Below are 19,311 nucleotides of genomic sequence, written 5' to 3' on the forward strand. Positions count from 1 at the left end.
CCACGCGCGCGCAGCCATATGGATCATTCGGGGACGGCAGGATGAGCGAGGACAATGCAGCCGCAACGCACGCGGCTGGTGCCGTGCGGGCCGGGGACTGGCTGCGGCGTACCGGAAACGCCGGCGTGCCGGCGTTTGCGGCAGGCGCCTCGGCTGTGGCACTGGCGGGCGCTGCCGGACTGATCGGGACCGGCCCTGCCTTGTGGATCGCGGCGGCGGCGGCAGCAGCGGCCGCGGGACTGGCCCTGCACCCGCGCAACCGCACCGCGGCAGCACGGGCCGAGCGGTCGGCACGCATGTTCCTCGCGACCCTGGGGCACGAGGTGCGCACCCCGCTCAACGGTATGACCGGTATGACCGGCCTCCTGCTCGACACCGATCTCACGCCGGAACAGAGGACATACGCCGACGCGGCCAGGGAATCGGCGGAGGCACTGTCAACCCTGCTCGAGGACCTCCTGGCCTTCTCCGGCCTTGCGGACGGGCAGCGGTTCACGCTTGCCCGCGACAGCTTCGACCTCGTTCGCACCGTCGAAAGCGCGGTCGAGATGCTCGAGCCGCGCGCCTACTCCCGCGGTCTCGAGCTTGTCTCCGTGATCGAGCCGGACGTGCCCCGCACGGCCATCGGCGACTGTGCACGGCTGCGGCAGGTGCTGCTCAACCTGATCGAGAACGGGATCAAGTTCACCGAGCGCGGCGGCGTCGTCGTACATGTGGCCATCGCCCGCGAGGACGGGCCGCCCGAACTTGCAACCACGCCCCTTCTGCCCGGGCAGATGCGGCTTGCCATTCGCGTCGAGGACACGGGCATCGGCCTCGCCGAAGATGTCCGCGCCCGGATATTCGACGACTTCTTCCAGGCCGACGCCGGGTATGACCGCAGCTTCGACGGGCTGGGCCTCGGACTGTCGATCAGCCGCCGGATCCTCGAGGCCATGGGCGGCGCCATCACGGTCGAGCCGCGCAAGACCGGTGGCAGCCGGTTCCGTGCGACCGCGATCCTGGGCGGCACGCCGGCCGAACGCCGCGGCCGCAGCCCGCTGGCCCGGACGCACGTTCTGGTCGCCAGCGATTCGGCGGTGCTGCGCGCCGGTCTGCGCGGTCAGCTGGCCGCGCTCGACGCCGGGCGCGCAGACGGCGTGGCGACAGCCGAGATGGACCGCGCCATCGCCGAGGCCTATGCCCATCACGGAGGCTACGACGTGCTGCTGCTGGACGTTGCCGGGCGCAGCCGTGCAGACGCCGGCCACATGGTCGAGCGCGCGCGTGGTGCAGCACGGCGCGATGCAGAGCTCGTCATCCATGCGCTGCTCTCGCCGGAGGAGCGTGACGACCTGTCCTGGATCGCACGCGCAGGCTTCGACGGCTATCTCGTGAAGCCCGTCCGTCAGCAGGCGCTCGCCCGCAGGCTCGGCGCCGAGGCGGCTGGCCCGGCGGCTGCGCCGGGCACGGGCACCGAGCCGGAAACGCCGCGCCCCCTGAACATCCTGCTTGCCGAGGACAACCAGATCAACGCGCTGCTCTCGCGCACGCTTCTGGAGCGCGAGGGCCATGTCGTGGCCCACGTCGAGAACGGTCTGGAAGCGGTGGCGCGTGCCGGCGCGGACGATTTCGACCTGATCCTGATGGACCTGCAGATGCCGCGCCTCGACGGGTTCGAGGCGACCCGCCAGATCCGGCGGCTCCCGGGCCCGCGAGGCCGTGTGCCGATCATCGCGCTCACTGCGAACGGCGACCAGTCGGACCGGGCAAGATGCCTTGCCGCAGGCATGACCGACCATCTGTCGAAGCCGATGGACCGCGAAACCTTCAAGGCCGCGCTCGCACGCGCGGCAAGGGACGCCGCCTAGCCAATCGCCCTACAAAAGTGTCATAGTCGTCGCGGAATATGAGCCGAGAGGGTCAGCCTGCGAGGAATGAGTGCGCAACGCGAGCCAACTGCTGCGCCGGGTAACGGCTGCGGCGCAGACCAAGCTTGAGAGACGGCAGGCCCCGGTGCGTGTCCTTGCGACATCCGGCCCCCTCGTGGTTCGCCTTGCCGTAAGCGAGGAGGAGGTGCATGCGGCGCAGCGCCTGCGCTACACCGTCTTCTACGAGGAAATGGCCGCCACGCCCTCGGCCGAGATGGCGACGGCGCGGCGCGATTTCGACCGCTACGACGAATTCTGCGACCACCTGCTCGTGATCGACGAGGCGGCCGAGACGCGGGACGCCCGCGTCGTGGGCACCTACCGGCTGCTGCGGCATGCCGTGGCAAAGCAGCATGGCGGGTTCTACTCCGCCGACGAGTATGACCTGGCGCCGCTGCTGAAGAAGGCGGCCGAGGGCCTTTCGCTGATGGAGCTTGGCCGCTCCTGCGTCGCGCGGCCCTACCGAACGAACGCGACGATCCAGCTGCTCTGGCGCGGCATCACCGGCTACATGTTCGAGCATGGCGTCGACGTGATGTTCGGCTGCGCCTCGCTCGCCGGAACCGATCCGGACAATCTGGCCTTGCCGCTGTCGTTCCTGCATCACGAGTTCCTGGCGCCTGCCGACTGGCGCGTGCGCGCACTGGATGCGCGCTACGTACCGATGGACCGGATGCCGAAAGAAGAGGTCGACCTGAAGACGGCGCTCAATGCCCTCCCGCCCCTGATCAAGGGGTATCTGCGGCTCGGCGCCCATATCGGCGACGGCGCCGTCGTCGACTACCAGTTCGGCACGACCGACGTGTTCATCATCCTGCCGGTCGACCGCATCCCCGAACGATACTACAGCCATTTCGACCGGGAAGGCGTAGCTGCGCGCAGCCGCGGCTGAACCTCGAAACGGGCAGCATCAGGCGGTAGGGCCGCAGCGGCCCTACCGCCCACGGCTCCTCAGGACATGTCGTAGGCCGTCAGCGCCGCAAGGTTCACGAGATCGGACACGGTGGCACCCATCCGGGCCACCTGGACCGGCCGCTCGAGGCCGATCAGCAGAGGTCCGATCAGCGTGGCCCCGCCAAGCTTCTGGAGGAGCTTGGTCGAGATCGCCGCGGAATGGATCGCCGGCATGATCAGCACGTTCGCCGAATCGGTCAGGCGCGAGAACGGGTAGAGCTTGCGCATCAGGTCGGCGTCGAGCGCCACCTCGGCAGACATCTCGCCGTCGAACTCGAAATCGACGCCCTGGTCCTCCAGCCATTGCACGGCCTCGCGCATCTTCTCCGCACGCTCGCCGGAGGGATGGCCGAAGGTCGAGTAGCTGAGGAAGGCCACGCGCGGCTCGAACCCCAGGCGGCGGGCAACCTCGGCGGCCTGGATCGCGATGGTCGAGAGGGTGCGCGAGTCCGGCATCTCGTTCACCAGCGTGTCCGCGACAAGTACCGTGCGCCCGCGCGCGATGGCGAGCGTCACACCCATCAGCCGGCGCCCGCGCATCGGGTCCATCACCTTGCGCACGTCCTCCAGCGCCACCGACGTGTTCCGGGTGACGCCGGTCACCATGCCGTCCGCATCGCCGCAGGCGACCATCAGCGCGCCGAACACGTTGCGGTCCTGGTTCACCAGACGCTGACAGTCCCGGTAGAGATGGCCGCGCCGGCGCAGCCGCTCGTAGAGGAAGTCGGTGTAGCGGGCATTGTCGGCCGACAGCCGGGCGTTGTGGATCTCGAATTCCTCCGGCCGGTCGACGCCGATCTGCTCCATGACCGCGCGCACCGTTTCCTCGCGCCCGACAAGCACGGGCGTGCCCAGCCCTGCGTTGCGGAACGACACCGCGGCACGGATCACCGTTTCCTCCTCGCCCTCGGCGAAGACGATGCGCTTCGGATTGCGCTGGACCTTGGCGATGATGCCCTGCAGCGAGGCCGCGGTGGGATCGAGGCGCGCGGCGAGCGACGCCTCGTAGGCTTCCATGTCGACGATGGGCTTGCGCGCCACGCCGGTGTCCATCGCCGCCCGCGCAACCGCGAGCGGCACCTTCTGGATAAGGCGGGGATCGAACGGGACCGGGATGATGTAGCCCGGCCCGAACTTCGGCCGCGGGCCGGAGTAGGCGAGCGCCACCTCGTCCGGCACGTCCTCGCGCGCAAGCTCGGCCAGCGCGCGTGCCGCAGCGATCTTCATCGCCTCGTTGATCGTGGTGGCGCGGACGTCCAGCGCGCCGCGGAAGATGTAGGGAAAGCCCAGGACGTTGTTGACCTGGTTGGGATAGTCGGACCGCCCGGTGGCAACGATCGCGTCGGGGCGCACCTCGAACACGTCCTCCGGCGTGATCTCGGGGTCCGGGTTCGCCATGGCGAAGAGGATCGGCCGCTCGGCCATGCTGGCGACCATCTCCTGGGTGACGGCCCCCTTGGCCGACAGGCCGAGGAACACGTCGGCGCCCTCCAGCGCCTCCTCCAGCGTGCGCGCCGCCGTCTCGACGGCATGGGCGGACTTCCACTGGTTCATGCCCTCGGTCCGGCCGCGGTACACGACGCCCTTGGTGTCGCAGAGCAGGATCTTCGCGGGGTCGGCGCCCATTGCCTTGATGAGCTCGAGACACGCGATGCCCGCGGCGCCCGCGCCGTTCATGACCATGCGCGTTTCCGAGATCGCGCGGCCCGTCAGCCGCAGGGCGTTGATGAGGCCGGCGGCGCAGATGATCGCCGTGCCGTGCTGGTCGTCGTGGAAGACCGGAATGTTCATCAGTTCGCGCAGGCGCTCCTCGATGATGAAGCACTCCGGCGCCTTGATGTCCTCGAGGTTGATGCCGCCGAACGACGGGCCGAGATAGCGCACGCAATTGATGAACTCGTCGGCGTCCTCCGTGTCGACTTCGAGGTCGATGGAATCGACGTCGGCGAACCGCTTGAAGAGGACCGCCTTGCCCTCCATCACCGGCTTGGAGGCGAGCGCCCCCAGGTTGCCGAGGCCGAGGATCGCCGTACCGTTCGAGATGACCGCCACCATGTTGCCGCGCGCGGTGTAGTCGAAGGCCGCATCGGGGTTTTCCGCGATGGCGCGGACCGGCACGGCCACGCCGGGGCTGTAGGCCAGCGACAGGTCGCGCTGGGTCGCCATCGGCTTGGTGGGGTTGATCTCCAGCTTGCCGGGCTTGCCCCGCGCGTGGAAACGCAGCGCCTCTTCGTCGGTGAAGCGTTGCCGCTGTTCGGCCATCTGATCGGATCCTCTGACTCTGGACGGAACTTGAGTGTATCCTTGCGGTGATAGCGCATGGCGCGCGCCTGCGCCATGCGTGATGCGACGGGGGCGCCCGAGACGCCGGCCTTTCGCCTTCAGCTTGATATTTCCAAGCATAAGGCTATATCTTCTCTGCAGAAGATGCCGATGAACATGGGCACGCGCCGCGCGTGCCGGCCATCGGCGAGGGAGCACGCGATGTTCTATATCCCGATGGTCTAGGCGTTCAGCCGGGAAATCCTGTCGCTGAGCTTGAGGGCGTGTTCGTAGAGACCTGCGACCACGCCCGTTTCCTTTTCGCGCTCCTGAATGTGCCCCCGGAACGTCGCGCCCACATGCAGGATGGGCCCGCGCAGCAGGGCGTCCAGATCGCGCTCGCTGACATAGCCGCGCGCGACCATCACGCCCACCGTCTCGAAGAAATTGCACAGCCGCATCAGTGTGTTGTAGCTCTTCGCGTCGCTGGTGCGGAGCTTGCGCAACCGCTCCAGCCAGGCCGTGCACATGCGCGCCTGGCGGGCGCTGTCGTTACCGTGTAGCGCCTGCGCGGCCACCTCGCCACGGATCTCCTCGTTGATCTGCGCGAACAGCTCGCGCGCCTCGCGCATGTCCGGCGCCTCCCACCGGCCATCGAGTTCCAGCAGGAAGTCCGCGCGGGCGATGTTGAGGGACTGCTCGCGCGCATGGCGGATCTCGCGCAGCTCGCGCCACGCGATGAAGGCGGCGAGAACGGCCAGCGCCGCTACGGCCAGCTGCGCCCAGCCCGCGCCGATCGCGACAATATTGGGATAGCTCAGGAGAGGTTCTGCTTGCTGCATGACTTGAACCCCGGAAGTTCTGCCATGTCTTGCATAGATCAGTAATGCTGACCTGTCGACCCCGTGTTGCGGCGGCCCGGGCGCACGCGATGGCGCTTGAACGCAGGCGGCGGTTCTGGCAAGCGAAAGAGCCTGCTTTCCGCCCCGTCCAGCCGGAGTGTCCGCGAGCCCGATGTCCGCCAGCCCGCCCGAGGCGACGCCCATGATGGCGCAGTACCTGGAAATCCGGGCCCAGGCGCCGGATTGCCTGCTGTTCTACCGCATGGGCGACTTCTACGAGTTGTTCTTCGAGGACGCGGAGAAGGCGGCCGCTGCGCTGGACATCGCGCTGACGAAACGCGGCAAGCACCTCGGCGAGGACATCCCCATGTGCGGCGTTCCGGTCCATGCCGCGGAATCCTATCTCGAACGGCTGATCCGGCAGGGCTTCCGCGTCGCCATCGCCGAGCAGACCGAGGACCCGGCGGAGGCGAGGAAGCGCGGCTCCAAGGCGGTCGTGCGGCGCGAGATCGTCCGCGTGGTAACCCCCGGAACGCTGACCGAGGACACGCTGCTCGACGCGCGCGCGCACAATTACCTCGCGGCCTTCAACTGGCGGCGCGGCGCGGACGAAGCGGCGCTCGCCTGGCTCGACCTGTCCACGGGCGAGGTGCGCACCGCACCCGTCGCAGCGGCGGGACTTGCTACCGCGCTCGCCCGGATCGCGCCGCGGGAGCTTCTGGCGTCGGAGCGGATAGCCGACGAGGACGCCGTGGCCGAGGCCGTGACCGCGTGCGAGGCGGCGCTGACATTGCTGCCGCCGCAGCGCTTCGAGGCGGAGACCGGCGCGCGCACGGCGCGGGAGCAATATGGCGTGGCCGCGCTCGACGGCTTCGGCGCGTTCACGCAGGCCGAGACGGGCGCGCTGGGCGCACTGCTCGACTATGTGCTGCTGACCCAACGCGGCCGGATGCCGGTGCTGCGCCCGCCGGTGCGGGAGACGGGCGGCGCGACCATGGCCATCGACGCCGCCACGCGCCGGAACCTCGAGATCGACCGGACACTCACGGGCGCGAAGGCCGGCAGCCTCGTCGCCACGCTCGACCGCACCGTGACGGGCGCGGGCGCGCGGCTCTTCGCAAGCAGGCTCGCCGCGCCGTTGACCGATCCGGTAGCGATCGCCGCGCGCCACGACGCCATCGCCCCCTTCCTGGACGAGCCCACGCTGCGCGCCGACGTGCGCGCGATCCTGAAGGGCGCGCCGGACGTGGAGCGCGCCATGACGCGGCTTTCGCTCGGCCGGGGCGGCCCGCGCGACCTCGCGGCGGTGCGCGATGCGCTGGCGGCGGGCGGCGCGTTGGCCCTGCGCCTGCGGGAGGGGGGCCGCGGCCTGCCCGACGAACTTGGCCATGCGGTCCGCGCGCTCGACGGGCACGGGGCGCTCGTCGACAGGCTGCGGGAGATGCTGGCCGTCGATCTGCCGCCCACGGCGCGCGACGGCGGTTTCATCGCGCGGGGCGTCCACGCGGGCCTCGACGAGTTGCGCACGCTGGCGAGCGAGAGCCGCCGGGTAATCGCGGCGCTGGAAGGCCGCTACCGCGCCGAAACCGGCATCGCGGGCCTGAAGGTCAAGCACAACAATGTGCTGGGCTATCATATCGAGGTCACGGCGGCGCACGGCGACAAGCTGATGCAGGGCGGCCATGCCGAGACGTTCCGCCACCGGCAGACCATGGCGAACGCGGTGCGGTTTTCCACAGTCGAGCTTGCCGAACTCGAGCAGAAGATCGTGCGCGCGGGCGACCAGGCGCTGGCGCTGGAACGCGAACTGTTCGATGCGCTGGTGGCGGAGGTCGGAGGCCACGCCCGTACCATCGCGGAGGCTGCCGACGCGCTCGCCCGCATCGATGTGGCGGCGGCGGCTGCTGCCCTCTCGGCGGAACGCGGCCACGTGCGCCCCACGGTCGACACGAGCCTCGCCTTCGAGGTGAAGGGCGGACGCCACCCGGTCGTCGAGGCCGCGCTCGAGGCGCAGGGCGCAGGCCCCTTCGTCGCCAACGACTGCCACATGGCGGGCGGCGAACGGGACGGCGAGGCGCCCCGCCTGTGGCTGCTGACCGGCCCGAACATGGCGGGCAAGTCGACCTATCTGCGGCAGAACGCCATCGTCGCGCTGATGGCGCAGGCGGGCATGCACGTGCCCGCGGCCCGCGCCCGGATCGGCGTCGTCGACCGGCTGTTCAGCCGGGTGGGCGCGGCCGACGACCTTGCCCGCGGGCGCTCCACCTTCATGGTGGAGATGGTCGAGGCGGCGGCGATCCTGAACCAGGCGGGCCCGCGGTCCTTCGTGATCCTCGACGAGCTGGGCCGGGGCACGGCGACATGGGACGGGCTGTCGCTCGCCTGGGCGTCCATCGAGCACCTGCACGAGGTCAACCGCTGCCGGGCGCTCTTCGCCACGCACTACCACGAGCTTGTCTCGCTCGCCAGGCGGCTCGCCTCGCTCGGCACGCTCACCGTCCGCGTGAAGGAGTGGGAGGGCCAGGTCGTCTTCCTGCACGAGGTGGCGGAGGGAGCTGCCGACCGGTCCTATGGCCTTGCGGTCGCACGCCTCGCGGGCCTGCCGGAAAGCGTGCTTGCCCGCGCGCGAGAAGTGCTGGCGCGCCTCGAACAGGGCGGCCCTACCGCCGGCCATACTGCAAGCGCCGGCAGCGGGGGGGCGACCGAGGCGCTTCTCGACGACCTGCCGCTCTTCTCCGCCGCCCCGCCGCGCCCGGCGCAGGCCGCCTCCAGACCGTCCGCCGTCGAGGCCGCGCTGCGCGAGGCCGCAGTCGACGACCTGACCCCGCGCGAGGCGATCGACCTGCTCTACCGCCTGCGCGACCTGCTGCCGGACTGAACGAGGACTGCTGACACGCGCGCCCCGAGACCCCATATCGCCGATTTCGGGGACGCGACGCACGGCGCATCCGTGCTAGGTATCTGGAGCGGAGTTTCGCAACCAACGTCCCTGTCCAAGCCCTTGCGAGTGACGAGCCGAGCCCGATGGACACCCACACCGACCCCGCCATGGCCGCCCCGCCCGCGACACCGCAGACGCTCGGCGCCCGGATCGACGCCGCCCTGGCCGACATCGCGGACGCGAGCGCGGTCCGCGCACGCCTGCTGGCGGAGCTTGCGGCCACACGCGAGCAGGCGCTTGCCGACGCCGCCCTGCGCTTGACCAACGAGCGCAGCGCAGGCCTTGCCGTGGCGCGCGATCTTGCGGAGGCCATGGACGCCATGGTGGCGGAAGGGTTCCGCGTCATCACCACGCGCGTCTTCCCGCCGCACAACCCGACGGACGCCGAACGCATCGCCGTGCTGGCGACGGGCGGCTACGGGCGCGGGACGCTGGCGCCGGGGTCCGACATCGACCTCTTGTTCCTCTTCCCCTACAAGCAGACCTCCTGGGGCGAGAGCGTGGTGGAATACCTGCTCTACCTGCTGTGGGACCTGAAGCTGAAGGTCGGGCAGGCCGTGCGCTCGACCGACGAATGCATCCGGCTCGCACGCGAGGACATCACGATCCGCACCGCCGTGCTGGAAGCCCGCCACATCACCGGCGACGCGGACCTGTCCGCCACGCTCAAGGAGCGGCTGTGGAAGGAGCTGTTCTCGAAGACCGGGCCGGAGTTCGTGACCGCCAAGCTGGCCGAACGCGACGCCCGCCACCGGGCGATGGGCGACGCGCGCTATGTCGTGGAGCCCAACATCAAGGACGGCAAGGGAGGCTTGCGCGACCTGCAGACGCTCTTCTGGATCGGCAAGTATCTCTACAACACCCGCGATGCGGAGGCGCTGATCGAGCATGGCGTGTTCCGGCGCGAGGAATACCGCCTGTTCATCAAGGCGATCCGGTTCCTGTGGACGGTGCGCTGCCACCTCCACCTGCTCACCGGGCGCGCGGAGGAGCGGCTGACCTTCGACGTGCAGACGGAGATGGCGCACCGGCTGGGCTACCGAGACCATGGCGGCACGCGCGCGGTGGAACGCTTCATGAAGCACTATTTCACCGTGGCGAAGGACGTGGGCGACCTGACCCGCATCTTCTGCGCCGCGCTGGAGGAGCAGCAGACGAAGCCCGAACCCCGCCTGGGCCGATTGCTGCCCGCGATCTTCCGCAAGCCCGCCGAACGCCGGATCGAGAACTTCGTGGTGCGCGGCGGCCGCCTCGACGCGGCGGGGCACGACACGTTCGAGGCCGACCCGGTCAACCTGATCCGCCTCTTCCACGTGGCCGACGAGGCCGGCCTCGACATCCATCCGAACGCGCTGCAACTGGTGCGCCGGTCGCTGAAGCTGGTCAACGCCGACTTGCGGGAAAACCCCGAGGCGAACCGGCTGTTCCTCGAGATCATGACCTCGCGGAAGGATCCGGAGACGGCGCTCAGGCGGATGAACGAGGCGGGCGTGCTCGGCCGCTTCGTGCTCGACTTCGGGCGCATCGTCGCGCTGATGCAGTTCAACATGTACCACCACTACACGGTGGACGAGCACCTGATCCGCACCATCGGCATCCTCTCGCGCATCGAGAAGCAGGAACTGGTGGAGGACCACCCGCTCGCCAGCAAGATCATCCAGGGCGTGCTGTCGCGGGCGGTTCTCTATGTCTCGCTGTTCCTGCACGACATCGCCAAGGGGCGGCCGCAGGACCACTCCACCGTGGGCGCGAAGATCGCGCGCAAGCTGTGCCCGCGGCTCGGCATGTCGGACGCGGAGACCGAGACGGTCGCCTGGCTGGTCGAGAACCATCTCGTCATGTCGGATTATGCCCAGAAGCGCGACGTGACCGACCCCAAGACCGCACGCGACTTCGCCGAGATCGTGCAATCGCCGGAGCGTCTGCGCCTGCTGCTGTGCCTCACGGTCGCCGACATCCGCGCGGTCGGGCCCGGCGTGTGGAACGGCTGGAAGGGGGAGCTTCTGCGCCAGCTCTATTACGAGGCGGAGGCGGTCATCCAGGGCGGCCATACGAAGGAAAGCCGCACCGCGCGCGTGGCTCAGGCAAAGGCAGCGCTGGCCGAGCGGCTCTCCGACTGGCCGGCGCAGGACCGCGAGGCCTATCTCGGCCGCCACTACGACGCCTACTGGCTGATCCTCGACACGGACACGCAGGAGAGCCACGCGCGGCTGATGCGGGAAGCCGGATCGGGACCGGAGGCGTTCGGCTTCGCCGCCGAGCCCGACACCTTCCGCGACGTCACCCGCATCAGCGTGGTCATGCCGGACCATCCGGGCATCTTCGCGCGCATCGCGGGCGCGCTCTCGCTCGCCTCCACCACCATCGTGGACGCGAAGATCTTCACCTCGCACGACGGCATGGCGGTCGACACCTTCTGGGTGCAGGACCAGGGCGGCGAGGCGGTGCTGGAAGACCTGCGGCTCGACCGGATCGAACAGACGATCCGCAAGGTGCTGGCGGGCGGCACCGTGGTGCCCGAGGTGCTGCAGCAGAAGCGCAAGCGGCGCACTCGCGAGCAGGCGTTCACGGTGGCCCCACAGGTCCTGGTCGACAACAACGCCTCCGACACCCACACGGTGCTGGAGGTAAACGCGCGAGACCGGGTCGGCCTCCTCTACGACCTGACGCGGGCGCTCGTCCGGCTCAACCTTTCGGTTTCCTCGGCGCACATCGCGACCTATGGGGAACGGGCAGTCGACGTCTTCTACGTGAAGGACATGTTCGGCCTGAAAGTGACGAGCGAGGCGAAGATCCGCGCCATCGAGACGGAGATGCTGGGCGCGATAACCGAGAAGCCCAAGCCGAAGAAAGCCGCCTGAGCGCAGCCAGCGGTGCCAGCGGGCGCCCCGCCGCGACGGTTTCCGCGGACGCGCCCGCGCGCTATGGTGCGGACCCGCCACACCCGCTTCGCCGAGGTTCCGACGCCCCATGGCCCTGTTGCGCTCCGCCGCCGCCGTCAGCGGCATGACGCTCGTCTCGCGCGTGCTGGGCTTCGTGCGCGACATCATGGTGGCAGCTGCGCTGGGCGCGGGGCCGGTGGCGGATGCCTTCGTCACCGCTTTCCAGTTCCCCAACCTGTTTCGCCGCCTGTTCGCGGAGGGCGCGTTCAACGCGGCCTTCGTGCCCATGTTCTCCCGCAGGCTTGGCGCGGGCGACGCGGACCACGCCCGCAGCTTCGCGGAGGAAGCGCTGAGCCTGCTGCTCGCCTGGCTCGTCGGGCTGACCGCGCTGGCGCTCGCCGCGATGCCGTGGGTCGTCTATGTGCTGGCGCCGGGCTTTTCCGCCGAGATTGCGACGCGCGTGGTGGGCTGGCTGACCGGGGCGGGCCTGCCTGCCAGCTTCGACACGGTCGTGGGCACGCCCGCGGCGGAGGACGGCAAGTTCGCGCTGACCGTCGCCTATGCCCGCGTGCTGTTCCCCTATCTCGCCTTCGTGTCGCTGGTCGCGCTCTACTCCGGCATCCTGAACGCCACCGGCCGGTTCGCGGTGGCGGCGGCAGCGCCGATCCTGCTGAATGTCTTCGCCATCGCGGCACTCAGCTTCGCTGCGTGGAGCGAGGTTGCAGCCGGCGACGCGCTTGTGTGGGGCGTGCTTGTCTCGGGGCTCGCGCAATTGCTGCTGGTGGTGCGCGCGGCGGGCAAGGCAGGATATGCGCTGCGCCTGCGCGCGCCACGCCTGACACCCGACGCGCGGCGGTTCCTGAAGCTGATGGTGCCCGGCGTGATCGCGGGCGGGATCACGCAGATCAACATCGTGGTGGGGGGCGCCATCGCGTCCTTCCAGGACGGGGCGCGGGCGTTCCTCTATTACGCCGACCGGGTCTACCAGTTCCCGCTGGGGCTGATCGGGGTCGCCATCGGCATCGTGCTGCTGCCGGACATCGCCCGCCGCCTCGGCCAGGGCGACGAGACGGGCGCGGTACGCATCCAGAACCGTGCGTGCGAATTCGCCATGTTGCTGACGCTGCCAGCGGCCTTCGCGCTTGCGACGCTTTCCCTGCCCGTGGTGCGCACGCTGTTCGAGCGGGGGAATTTCGACGCCGCCGACGCCGCCGCGACCGCCGCCGCGCTCGCGGTCTACGCGGTGGGCTTGCCGGCCTTCGTCCTCATCAAGGTGTTCCAGCCTGCCTATTTCGCGCGCGAGGACACGCGCACGCCGATGCGCTACGCGGGCTGGAGCGTGGCGGTGAACATCGCCGTCTCGCTCGCGCTCTTCCCCGTGCTGGGCCATGTCGGCATCGCGGCGGCGACGGTGGTGGCCTCCGCGCTGAACGCAGGGCTGCTGCTGCTGACGCTCACGCGGCGGGGCGGGTTCTCGCCGGATGAACGCCTGAAGCGTCGCCTGCCGCGCCTGCTGCTGGCGAGCGTGCTGATGGCCGGGGCCGTGGGGCTCGCCGCGCTGTGGCCGGGCGACTGGGGCGGGCTGGGCGGCGCGGGGCGTGCGGGCGCGCTGGCGGCTCTCGTCGCCGCGGGCGTCGGGCTCTATGCCGGGCTGGCGCTCCTGCTCAGGGCCGCGGACGTCGGCGAGCTCAAGGCCAGCCTGAAGCGCCGCCCGCGCCCGCCCGCCTCCCCCTCCGCTTGACCGCGGCGCAGCCGCCAAGGCATAAGGCGCGGGCCTTTCGCAACCGGCGCGCGCGGCAGCCGTCGACCGGCCATCCGCGCACCCCGCATCTCCGGGACCGAGCATGACCAGCCATACCCCCCGCGTGTTTTCCGGTGTCCAGCCCACGGGCAATTTGCACCTCGGCAACTACCTCGGCGCGATCCGGCAGTTCGTCGCCCTGCAGCACCAGCACGAATGTCTCTATTGCGTCGTGGACCTGCACGCGATCACGGTCTGGCAGGATCCGAAGGAGCTTAAGGACGCGATCCGCTCGGTCGCAGCGGCGTTCATGGCGTGCGGCCTCGATCCGGAGAAGAACATCCTCTTCAACCAGAGCCAGGTGCCCGCGCACGCCGAGCTTGCGTGGATCTTCAACTGCGTGGCGCGGCTCGGCTGGCTGAACCGCATGACCCAGTTCAAGGAGAAGGCGGGCAAGAACCGCGAGAACGCCAGCGTCGGCCTCTATGCCTATCCGAACCTGATGGCCGCCGACATCCTCGCCTACCGCGCGACCCACGTGCCCGTGGGCGAGGACCAGAAGCAGCATCTGGAGCTGTCGCGCGACATTGCGGCCAAGTTCAACAACGACTGGAACGTGCCGGACTTCTTCCCGCTGCCCGAACCGCTGATCCTTGGCGAGGCGGCGCGCGTCATGTCGCTGCGCGACGGGTCGAAGAAGATGTCGAAGTCCGACCCTTCCGACTATTCCCGCATCAACCTGACCGACGACGCCGACACCATCGCGCAGAAGTTCCGCAAGGCGCGCACCGATCCGGCCCCCCTGCCGGAGACGCTGGACGAGCTGAAGGAGCGGCCGGAAGCGGCCAACCTCGTCGGCATCTACGCCGCGCTTGCGGGCACCTCCCGCGCCGACGTGCTGAGGGAGTTCGCGGGCAAGGGCTTTGCGGAGTTCAAGCCGAAGCTCGCCGAGGTCGCGGTCGATCACCTGGCCCCCATCGCGGCGGAGGCACGCCGCCTCGCCGCCGACCCGGCAGAGATCGACGCCGTGCTGGCACGCGGCGCGGACCGCGCAGACGCCATCGCCCAGCCGATCCTCGACGAGGTCTACGACGTGATCGGCTTCGTGCGTTCGCGCCGGAGCTGAGGGACAAGGGCGCGCGCACCCGGCCTCACGACAGGCTGGACGCACGCGCCCGCCCCTGCCACCATCGCGCCCATGTCCGAGAACCGCCCCCCGCGCGCGGGTCATGTCCGCAAGTTCATGGTCGTCGTCGACGACACGCCGGAATGCCGCGTGGCGCTGCGGTTCGCCGCGCGCCGGGCGGAGCATACGCAGGGCGGCCTCGTCATGCTGCGCGTCCTGGAGCCGGGCGACTTCCAGCACTGGATGTCGGTCGAGGACCTGATGCGCGAGGAGGCGCGGGAGGAGGCGGAGAGCCTGCTGCGCACGCTCGCTTCCGAAGTTCAGGCGCTGACGGGCATGATGCCGGAATTCGTGATCCGGGAAGGCAAGACCCGCGAGGAACTGCTGGCCCAGATCGCCGAGGACCCCGCGATCGCCGTCCTCGTGCTGGGCGCGGGCGACAGCAAGGAGGGGCCGGGGCCGCTGGTCAGCGCGCTCGCGGGCCAGATGTCGGGCACGCTGCCGGTGCCGGTGACCGTCGTGCCGGGCACGCTCAGCCGCGAGGAAATCGACGCCATCGCCTGACGGGGGTGCGCGACCTTGCGGCCGCCATCGCTTGAAGCGGGGGGCCGTGCGCGCCATGTTACCGGCGACGACCCATTCAACCGGGCGGCAGAGCGTGATATCTGCGCGCGCCCTGCGGCCCTGAAGACGAGGCAGACCCCATGTTCATCCAGACCGAAACGACGCCGAACCCGGCCACGCTGAAGTTCCTGCCCGGCCGCGAGGTGCTGGGCCAGGGCACCGCGAACTTCCCGACGGCGGATGCCGCGGCCCCCTCCCCGCTCGCCCAGCGCCTGTTCGAGGTCGACGGCGTGACCGGCGTGATGCTCGGCGGGGACTTCATCACGGTGACGAAGGGCGATGCGGAATGGCATCACATCAAGCCCGCGATCCTCGGCGCGATCATGGACCATTTCACGTCCGGACGCCCGGTCATGGAAGCTGCGGGCGGCGCGGCGATGAGCGGCCACGCCCAGCACGAGGGCGAGGACGCCGAGATCGTCGAGCAGATCACCGAGCTTCTGGACAGCCGCGTGCGGCCGGCGGTGGCGGCCGACGGCGGCGACATCGTGTTCCACGGCTTCAAGAACGGCGTGGTCTACCTGCACATGCAGGGCGCATGCGCGGGCTGCCCGTCCTCGACCATCACGCTGAAGAACGGCATCGAGAACATGCTGCGCCACTATGTGCCCGAGGTCGTCGCGGTCGAGCAGGTCTGATCCCCGCCGGACGAAAGGCACGAAGCTAGCGTGACCCGCATGACCCGACCGATCCCCGACGCGGCGCTGGACGCGATCTTCCGCACCGCGCGCACGCACAGCCACTGGCAGGAGCGCGATGTCAGCGACGCGACGCTGCACGCGCTCTACGAGCTTCTGAAGCAGGGGCCGACCAGCGCCAATTGCTCGCCCGCACGCTTCGTCTTCGTGAAGAGCGCGGAAGCGAAGGAGAGGCTGAGCCCGCACCTGTCGTCCGGAAACCGCGCGAAGACGATGGCGGCGCCGGTCACGGCCATCGTCGCGCACGACATGGCCTTCTACGACCGTTTGCCGGAGCTGTTTCCGCACCAGGATGCACGCAGCTGGTTCACCGGCAACGACGGCGTCATCGCCGAGACGGCCTTCCGGAACGGGACGTTGCAGGGGGCCTACCTGATCGTCGCGGCGCGCGCGCTGGGTCTCGATTGCGGACCTATGTCGGGCTTCGACAAGGCGGGCGTGGACGAGGCTTTCTTTGCGGGAACCGCGATCCGGTCGAACTTCCTCGTCAACATCGGCCACGGCGTGCCGGAGAAGCTGCATCCGCGCAACCCGCGGCTCGGCTTCGCCGACGCCTGCCAGATCCTGTGATCCTGGCGATGGGGCACGCGGTACCGCAGGGACCCATCCTTGCACTCGACAGCGCGCAGGGCGACGTTTCCGCCGCGGTCGTGACAGGGGGCGCGGTCCGCGCGCTCGCCAGCGCGCAAGCCACGCGCGCGGCGGCGGAACGGCTGCCGGACCTTGCCGCGGAAGCGCTGACGGCTGCGGGTCTCACGCTCTCCGGCATCGCCGCCATCGCCGTGACAGTCGGACCGGGTGGGTTTTCCGGAATCCGGACGGCGGTTGCCTTCGCGCGCGGTCTTGCCCTGCCGCACGGCGTGGCCGTGATCGGGATCGGTACGCTCGACGCACTCCATGCCGCCGCCTGGGTGCAAGCGCCGGGAGAGCCCGGGACCGTCGCCTTCGACGCGCGGCGCGGCGAGGTCTATGTCCAGGCCTTCGACGGCGGCGGGGCGCCCTTCTCAGACCCCCGGGCCGTACCGCCCGAAGATGCGGCGCGCGCACTCGCGGTGCACCAGCCGGGCGGATTCGTTGCGGGCACTGGCGCACCGCTCATCGCCGCGGCGCTCGCGGCCACGGGCGGAGATCCGGCCCGCTTCACATGGCGTGCCGACGTCTCCTATGACGCAGGCCATGTCGGCCTTTGCGCCGCCCTGCGCCCCGGGGCGCACCGGGCGCCCGACCCGCTCTACCTGCGCGCGCCCGATGCCACCCTCCCGGCCTGAGCGGCTCATCCCCGTCGAGGTCGACGCGACGGAGCCGGAGACCGCTGCGGCGCTTGCACGGCTTCACGCCCTCAGCTTTCCCGAAGATCCCTGGACCGCGACCGCCATCGCAGGACTTGCCGCCGGGGAGGGGTGCGCGGCGGTCGCTCTGCAGGAGGCGGAGACTCTGGCCGGGTTCGCGCTCGTCCGTACCGTCCTCGACGAGGCGGAACTGCTCACCATCTGCGTGCAACCGGACCGGCGCGGGCGTGGCGGCGGGGCCACTCTGCTTCGCGCGGCCTGTACCGCGGCCTATGCGCGCGGCGCGCGGCGGCTTTTTCTCGAGGTCGCGGCAGACAATGGTTCGGCGCTGGCACTCTACTCTTCGGCTGGCCTGGCGTTAACGGGCCGGCGCAAGAACTACTATGTCAAGGGCCGCCCCGATCCGGCCGACGCGCATATCCTGTCCGCCTCGCTGCCCCTGGCGGCAGAAGCTTGAACAACTCACGGTTTTTCTTTTTCGAAAGTTTGCCCTTGGAAGGAGAGTTCAGACGCTATAAAAACAAAAACGAATCGGCTCCCTCTTCGTAATCGAGGCTCCCTCATGGACGCAACCGTTGCCCAGAACAGCTCCATCCTGGAACTGACCGTCGAAATCGTCGCCTCTCACGTGGCGAACAATTCTGTCGCGACGGGCGATCTGCCCATCATGATCCAGGAAGTGCACCAGGCGCTTGCCCGCCTGTCGGCCAACGGTTCCGCGGCGGCCGAGGAGCCCGCCGCCCCGCTGGAGCCTGCGGTCCCGATCAAGAAGTCGATCACGCCGGACTACATCATCTGCCTCGAAGACGGGCGCAAGCTGAAGATGCTGAAGCGTCACCTCAAGAGCGCCTACAACCTGTCGCCGGAGCAATACCGGGAAAAGTGGGGCCTGGCCAAGGACTACCCCATGGTCGCGCCGAACTACGCCAAGAAGCGGCAGGAACTGGCCAAGAAGATCGGCCTCGGCCGCAAGTAGGCGCGGCCTTGGGTTGGAGGCGGGCCGGACCGGGTGCGGCCCCCTCCCCACCTGCCCGCTACCCCCTTGACCGCGCCCGCGCAGGGCGGCACCTCTCTCTTCCGGATCTGGATGGCGCAGCGCTTCCCGACGCGGGGGCCGCGCCCGGATGACGGCCGGACCGGCCGTTCGGGAGGGGGAGCACGCGCTTGGGACGTCTGCGGGCAATCACGCTGTTGAGCCTGTTCGCCGCCTGGACCCTGGCGCTGATGCCGGTCCAATGGGCTGCGCTGCGCCTGCCGGGCCGCGCCAAGGTGCGCATCCCGCACCTCTACCACCGGTCGCTGTTGCGCCTTTTCGGACTGCGGATGCGCGTGACGGGCGCGCCGGTCGCGCCCGGGCCCGTGCTGATCGTCGCGAACCACCAGAGCTGGGTCGACATCGTCACCCTCTCGGCGCTGACGGAGCTGTCGTTCATCGCCAAGGGCGAGGTGGGGACATGGCCCTTCTTCGGCACGCTCGCCCGGCTGCAGCGCACCGTCTTTGTCGACCGCACCCGGCGCAACCACACGGGCCGTCAGCGCGACGAGATCCGCGCGCGGCTCGACGCCGGCGACCGGCTGGTGCTCTTCGCCGAGGGCACCTCGAACGACGGCAACCGCGTCCTGCCCTTCCGCACGGCGCTGTTCGGCGCGGTGGAACTGTCGGGCACGCCTGCGCCCTGCGTCCAGCCGGTCTCGGTCGCATACACCCGCCTGCACGGCCTGCCAATGGGCCGGACCTACAGGCCGATCGTCGCCTGGTACGGCGACATGGACCTTGCGCCCCACCTCTGGGACTGGCTGAAGGCCGGGCCGATGGACGTGGAAATCCACGTGCATCCGCCGGTCGACCCAGCGGAAACGGGCGACCGCAAGCGACTTGCCCGGCGGTGCGAGACGGACGTGCGCCGGGGCCTGCGGGCGCTGCTCTCCGGTCGCGCGGAAACACTGCCGAAAGCCGCGGACGACGGGCTTCTTGACTCCCGCCCGCGCGCTGCTACGGTCGCGAACGAAACATGACCGCTCCCGAACCTGCCGGACAACAG

15 protein-coding genes are annotated in these 19,311 nt (G+C 69.8%); 13 read left to right on the forward strand and 2 right to left on the reverse strand.

The window, feature by feature from the left end; translation table 11 throughout:
• Window positions 1–41 precede the first annotated feature (41 nt).
• Window positions 42–1,850 carry a response regulator gene (locus NJQ99_RS08310; protein WP_269332364.1) on the forward strand — a complete coding sequence of 603 codons (1,809 nt, stop codon included), beginning with the start codon at window positions 42–44 and terminating at the stop codon, window positions 1,848–1,850.
• A 145-nt stretch (window positions 1,851–1,995) separates the two neighbouring features.
• Window positions 1,996–2,802 (forward strand): GNAT family N-acetyltransferase, encoded by an 807-nt coding sequence (locus NJQ99_RS08315; RefSeq protein WP_407933366.1) that lies wholly within the window; start codon window positions 1,996–1,998, stop codon window positions 2,800–2,802.
• Window positions 2,803–2,861: 59 nt separating this feature from the next.
• On the opposite strand, the gene NJQ99_RS08320 is transcribed toward NJQ99_RS08315, so the two are convergent.
• Together NJQ99_RS08320 and NJQ99_RS08325 are read right to left on the reverse strand one after the other, a co-directional pair.
• Window positions 2,862–5,126, reverse strand: coding sequence for an NADP-dependent malic enzyme (locus tag NJQ99_RS08320; protein WP_269332366.1), 2,265 nt, complete (start codon window positions 5,124–5,126; stop codon window positions 2,862–2,864).
• A 242-nt stretch (window positions 5,127–5,368) separates the two neighbouring features.
• On the reverse strand, window positions 5,369–5,968 hold the full coding sequence (locus tag NJQ99_RS08325) for a DUF4760 domain-containing protein (RefSeq protein ID WP_269332367.1): 600 nt from the start codon (window positions 5,966–5,968) through the stop codon (window positions 5,369–5,371).
• Window positions 5,969–6,140: 172 nt separating this feature from the next.
• Between NJQ99_RS08325 and mutS the strand changes: the two genes are divergently transcribed.
• From mutS to NJQ99_RS08380, 11 genes are all read left to right on the forward strand, one after another.
• Entirely contained in the window at window positions 6,141–8,846 is a 2,706-nt protein-coding gene (mutS, locus tag NJQ99_RS08330) for a DNA mismatch repair protein MutS (RefSeq protein WP_269332368.1), read from the forward strand.
• Window positions 8,847–8,992: 146 nt separating this feature from the next.
• Window positions 8,993–11,770 (forward strand): [protein-PII] uridylyltransferase, encoded by a 2,778-nt coding sequence (locus tag NJQ99_RS08335; protein WP_407933360.1) that lies wholly within the window; start codon window positions 8,993–8,995, stop codon window positions 11,768–11,770.
• Between the two features lie 109 nt (window positions 11,771–11,879).
• Window positions 11,880–13,532, forward strand: a complete 1,653-nt coding sequence (gene murJ / locus NJQ99_RS08340) for a murein biosynthesis integral membrane protein MurJ (protein WP_269332369.1) — start codon at window positions 11,880–11,882, stop codon at window positions 13,530–13,532.
• Between the two features lie 103 nt (window positions 13,533–13,635).
• On the forward strand, window positions 13,636–14,658 hold the full coding sequence (gene trpS, locus NJQ99_RS08345; RefSeq protein ID WP_269332370.1) for a tryptophan--tRNA ligase: 1,023 nt from the start codon (window positions 13,636–13,638) through the stop codon (window positions 14,656–14,658).
• Window positions 14,659–14,730: 72 nt separating this feature from the next.
• Window positions 14,731–15,222 carry a universal stress protein gene (locus NJQ99_RS08350; RefSeq protein ID WP_269332371.1) on the forward strand — a complete coding sequence of 164 codons (492 nt, stop codon included), beginning with the start codon at window positions 14,731–14,733 and terminating at the stop codon, window positions 15,220–15,222.
• Window positions 15,223–15,362: 140 nt separating this feature from the next.
• A complete protein-coding gene (locus NJQ99_RS08355; RefSeq protein ID WP_269332372.1) occupies window positions 15,363–15,920 on the forward strand; it encodes a NifU family protein in 558 nt (185 codons plus the stop codon).
• Between the two features lie 39 nt (window positions 15,921–15,959).
• Entirely contained in the window at window positions 15,960–16,550 is a 591-nt protein-coding gene (locus NJQ99_RS08360) for a malonic semialdehyde reductase (protein WP_269332373.1), read from the forward strand.
• Window positions 16,551–16,558: 8 nt separating this feature from the next.
• Entirely contained in the window at window positions 16,559–17,248 is a 690-nt protein-coding gene (tsaB, locus tag NJQ99_RS08365; protein ID WP_269332374.1) for a tRNA (adenosine(37)-N6)-threonylcarbamoyltransferase complex dimerization subunit type 1 TsaB, read from the forward strand.
• Window positions 17,229–17,726 (forward strand): ribosomal protein S18-alanine N-acetyltransferase, encoded by a 498-nt coding sequence (gene rimI / locus NJQ99_RS08370; protein WP_269332375.1) that lies wholly within the window; start codon window positions 17,229–17,231, stop codon window positions 17,724–17,726. Before tsaB ends, rimI begins: the two co-directional genes overlap by 20 nt.
• 105 nt (window positions 17,727–17,831) lie before the next feature.
• The gene (locus tag NJQ99_RS08375; protein ID WP_269332376.1) at window positions 17,832–18,245 is read left to right on the forward strand and encodes a MucR family transcriptional regulator; all 414 of its coding nucleotides are present in this window, start codon (window positions 17,832–17,834) and stop codon (window positions 18,243–18,245) included.
• A 188-nt stretch (window positions 18,246–18,433) separates the two neighbouring features.
• Window positions 18,434–19,285 carry a lysophospholipid acyltransferase family protein gene (locus tag NJQ99_RS08380; protein WP_269332377.1) on the forward strand — a complete coding sequence of 284 codons (852 nt, stop codon included), beginning with the start codon at window positions 18,434–18,436 and terminating at the stop codon, window positions 19,283–19,285.
• The last annotated feature ends 26 nt before the right edge of the window (window positions 19,286–19,311 follow it).

This window comes from Futiania mangrovi (assembly GCF_024158125.1).
Taxonomy (GTDB): Bacteria; Pseudomonadota; Alphaproteobacteria; order Futianiales; family Futianiaceae; genus Futiania; species Futiania mangrovi.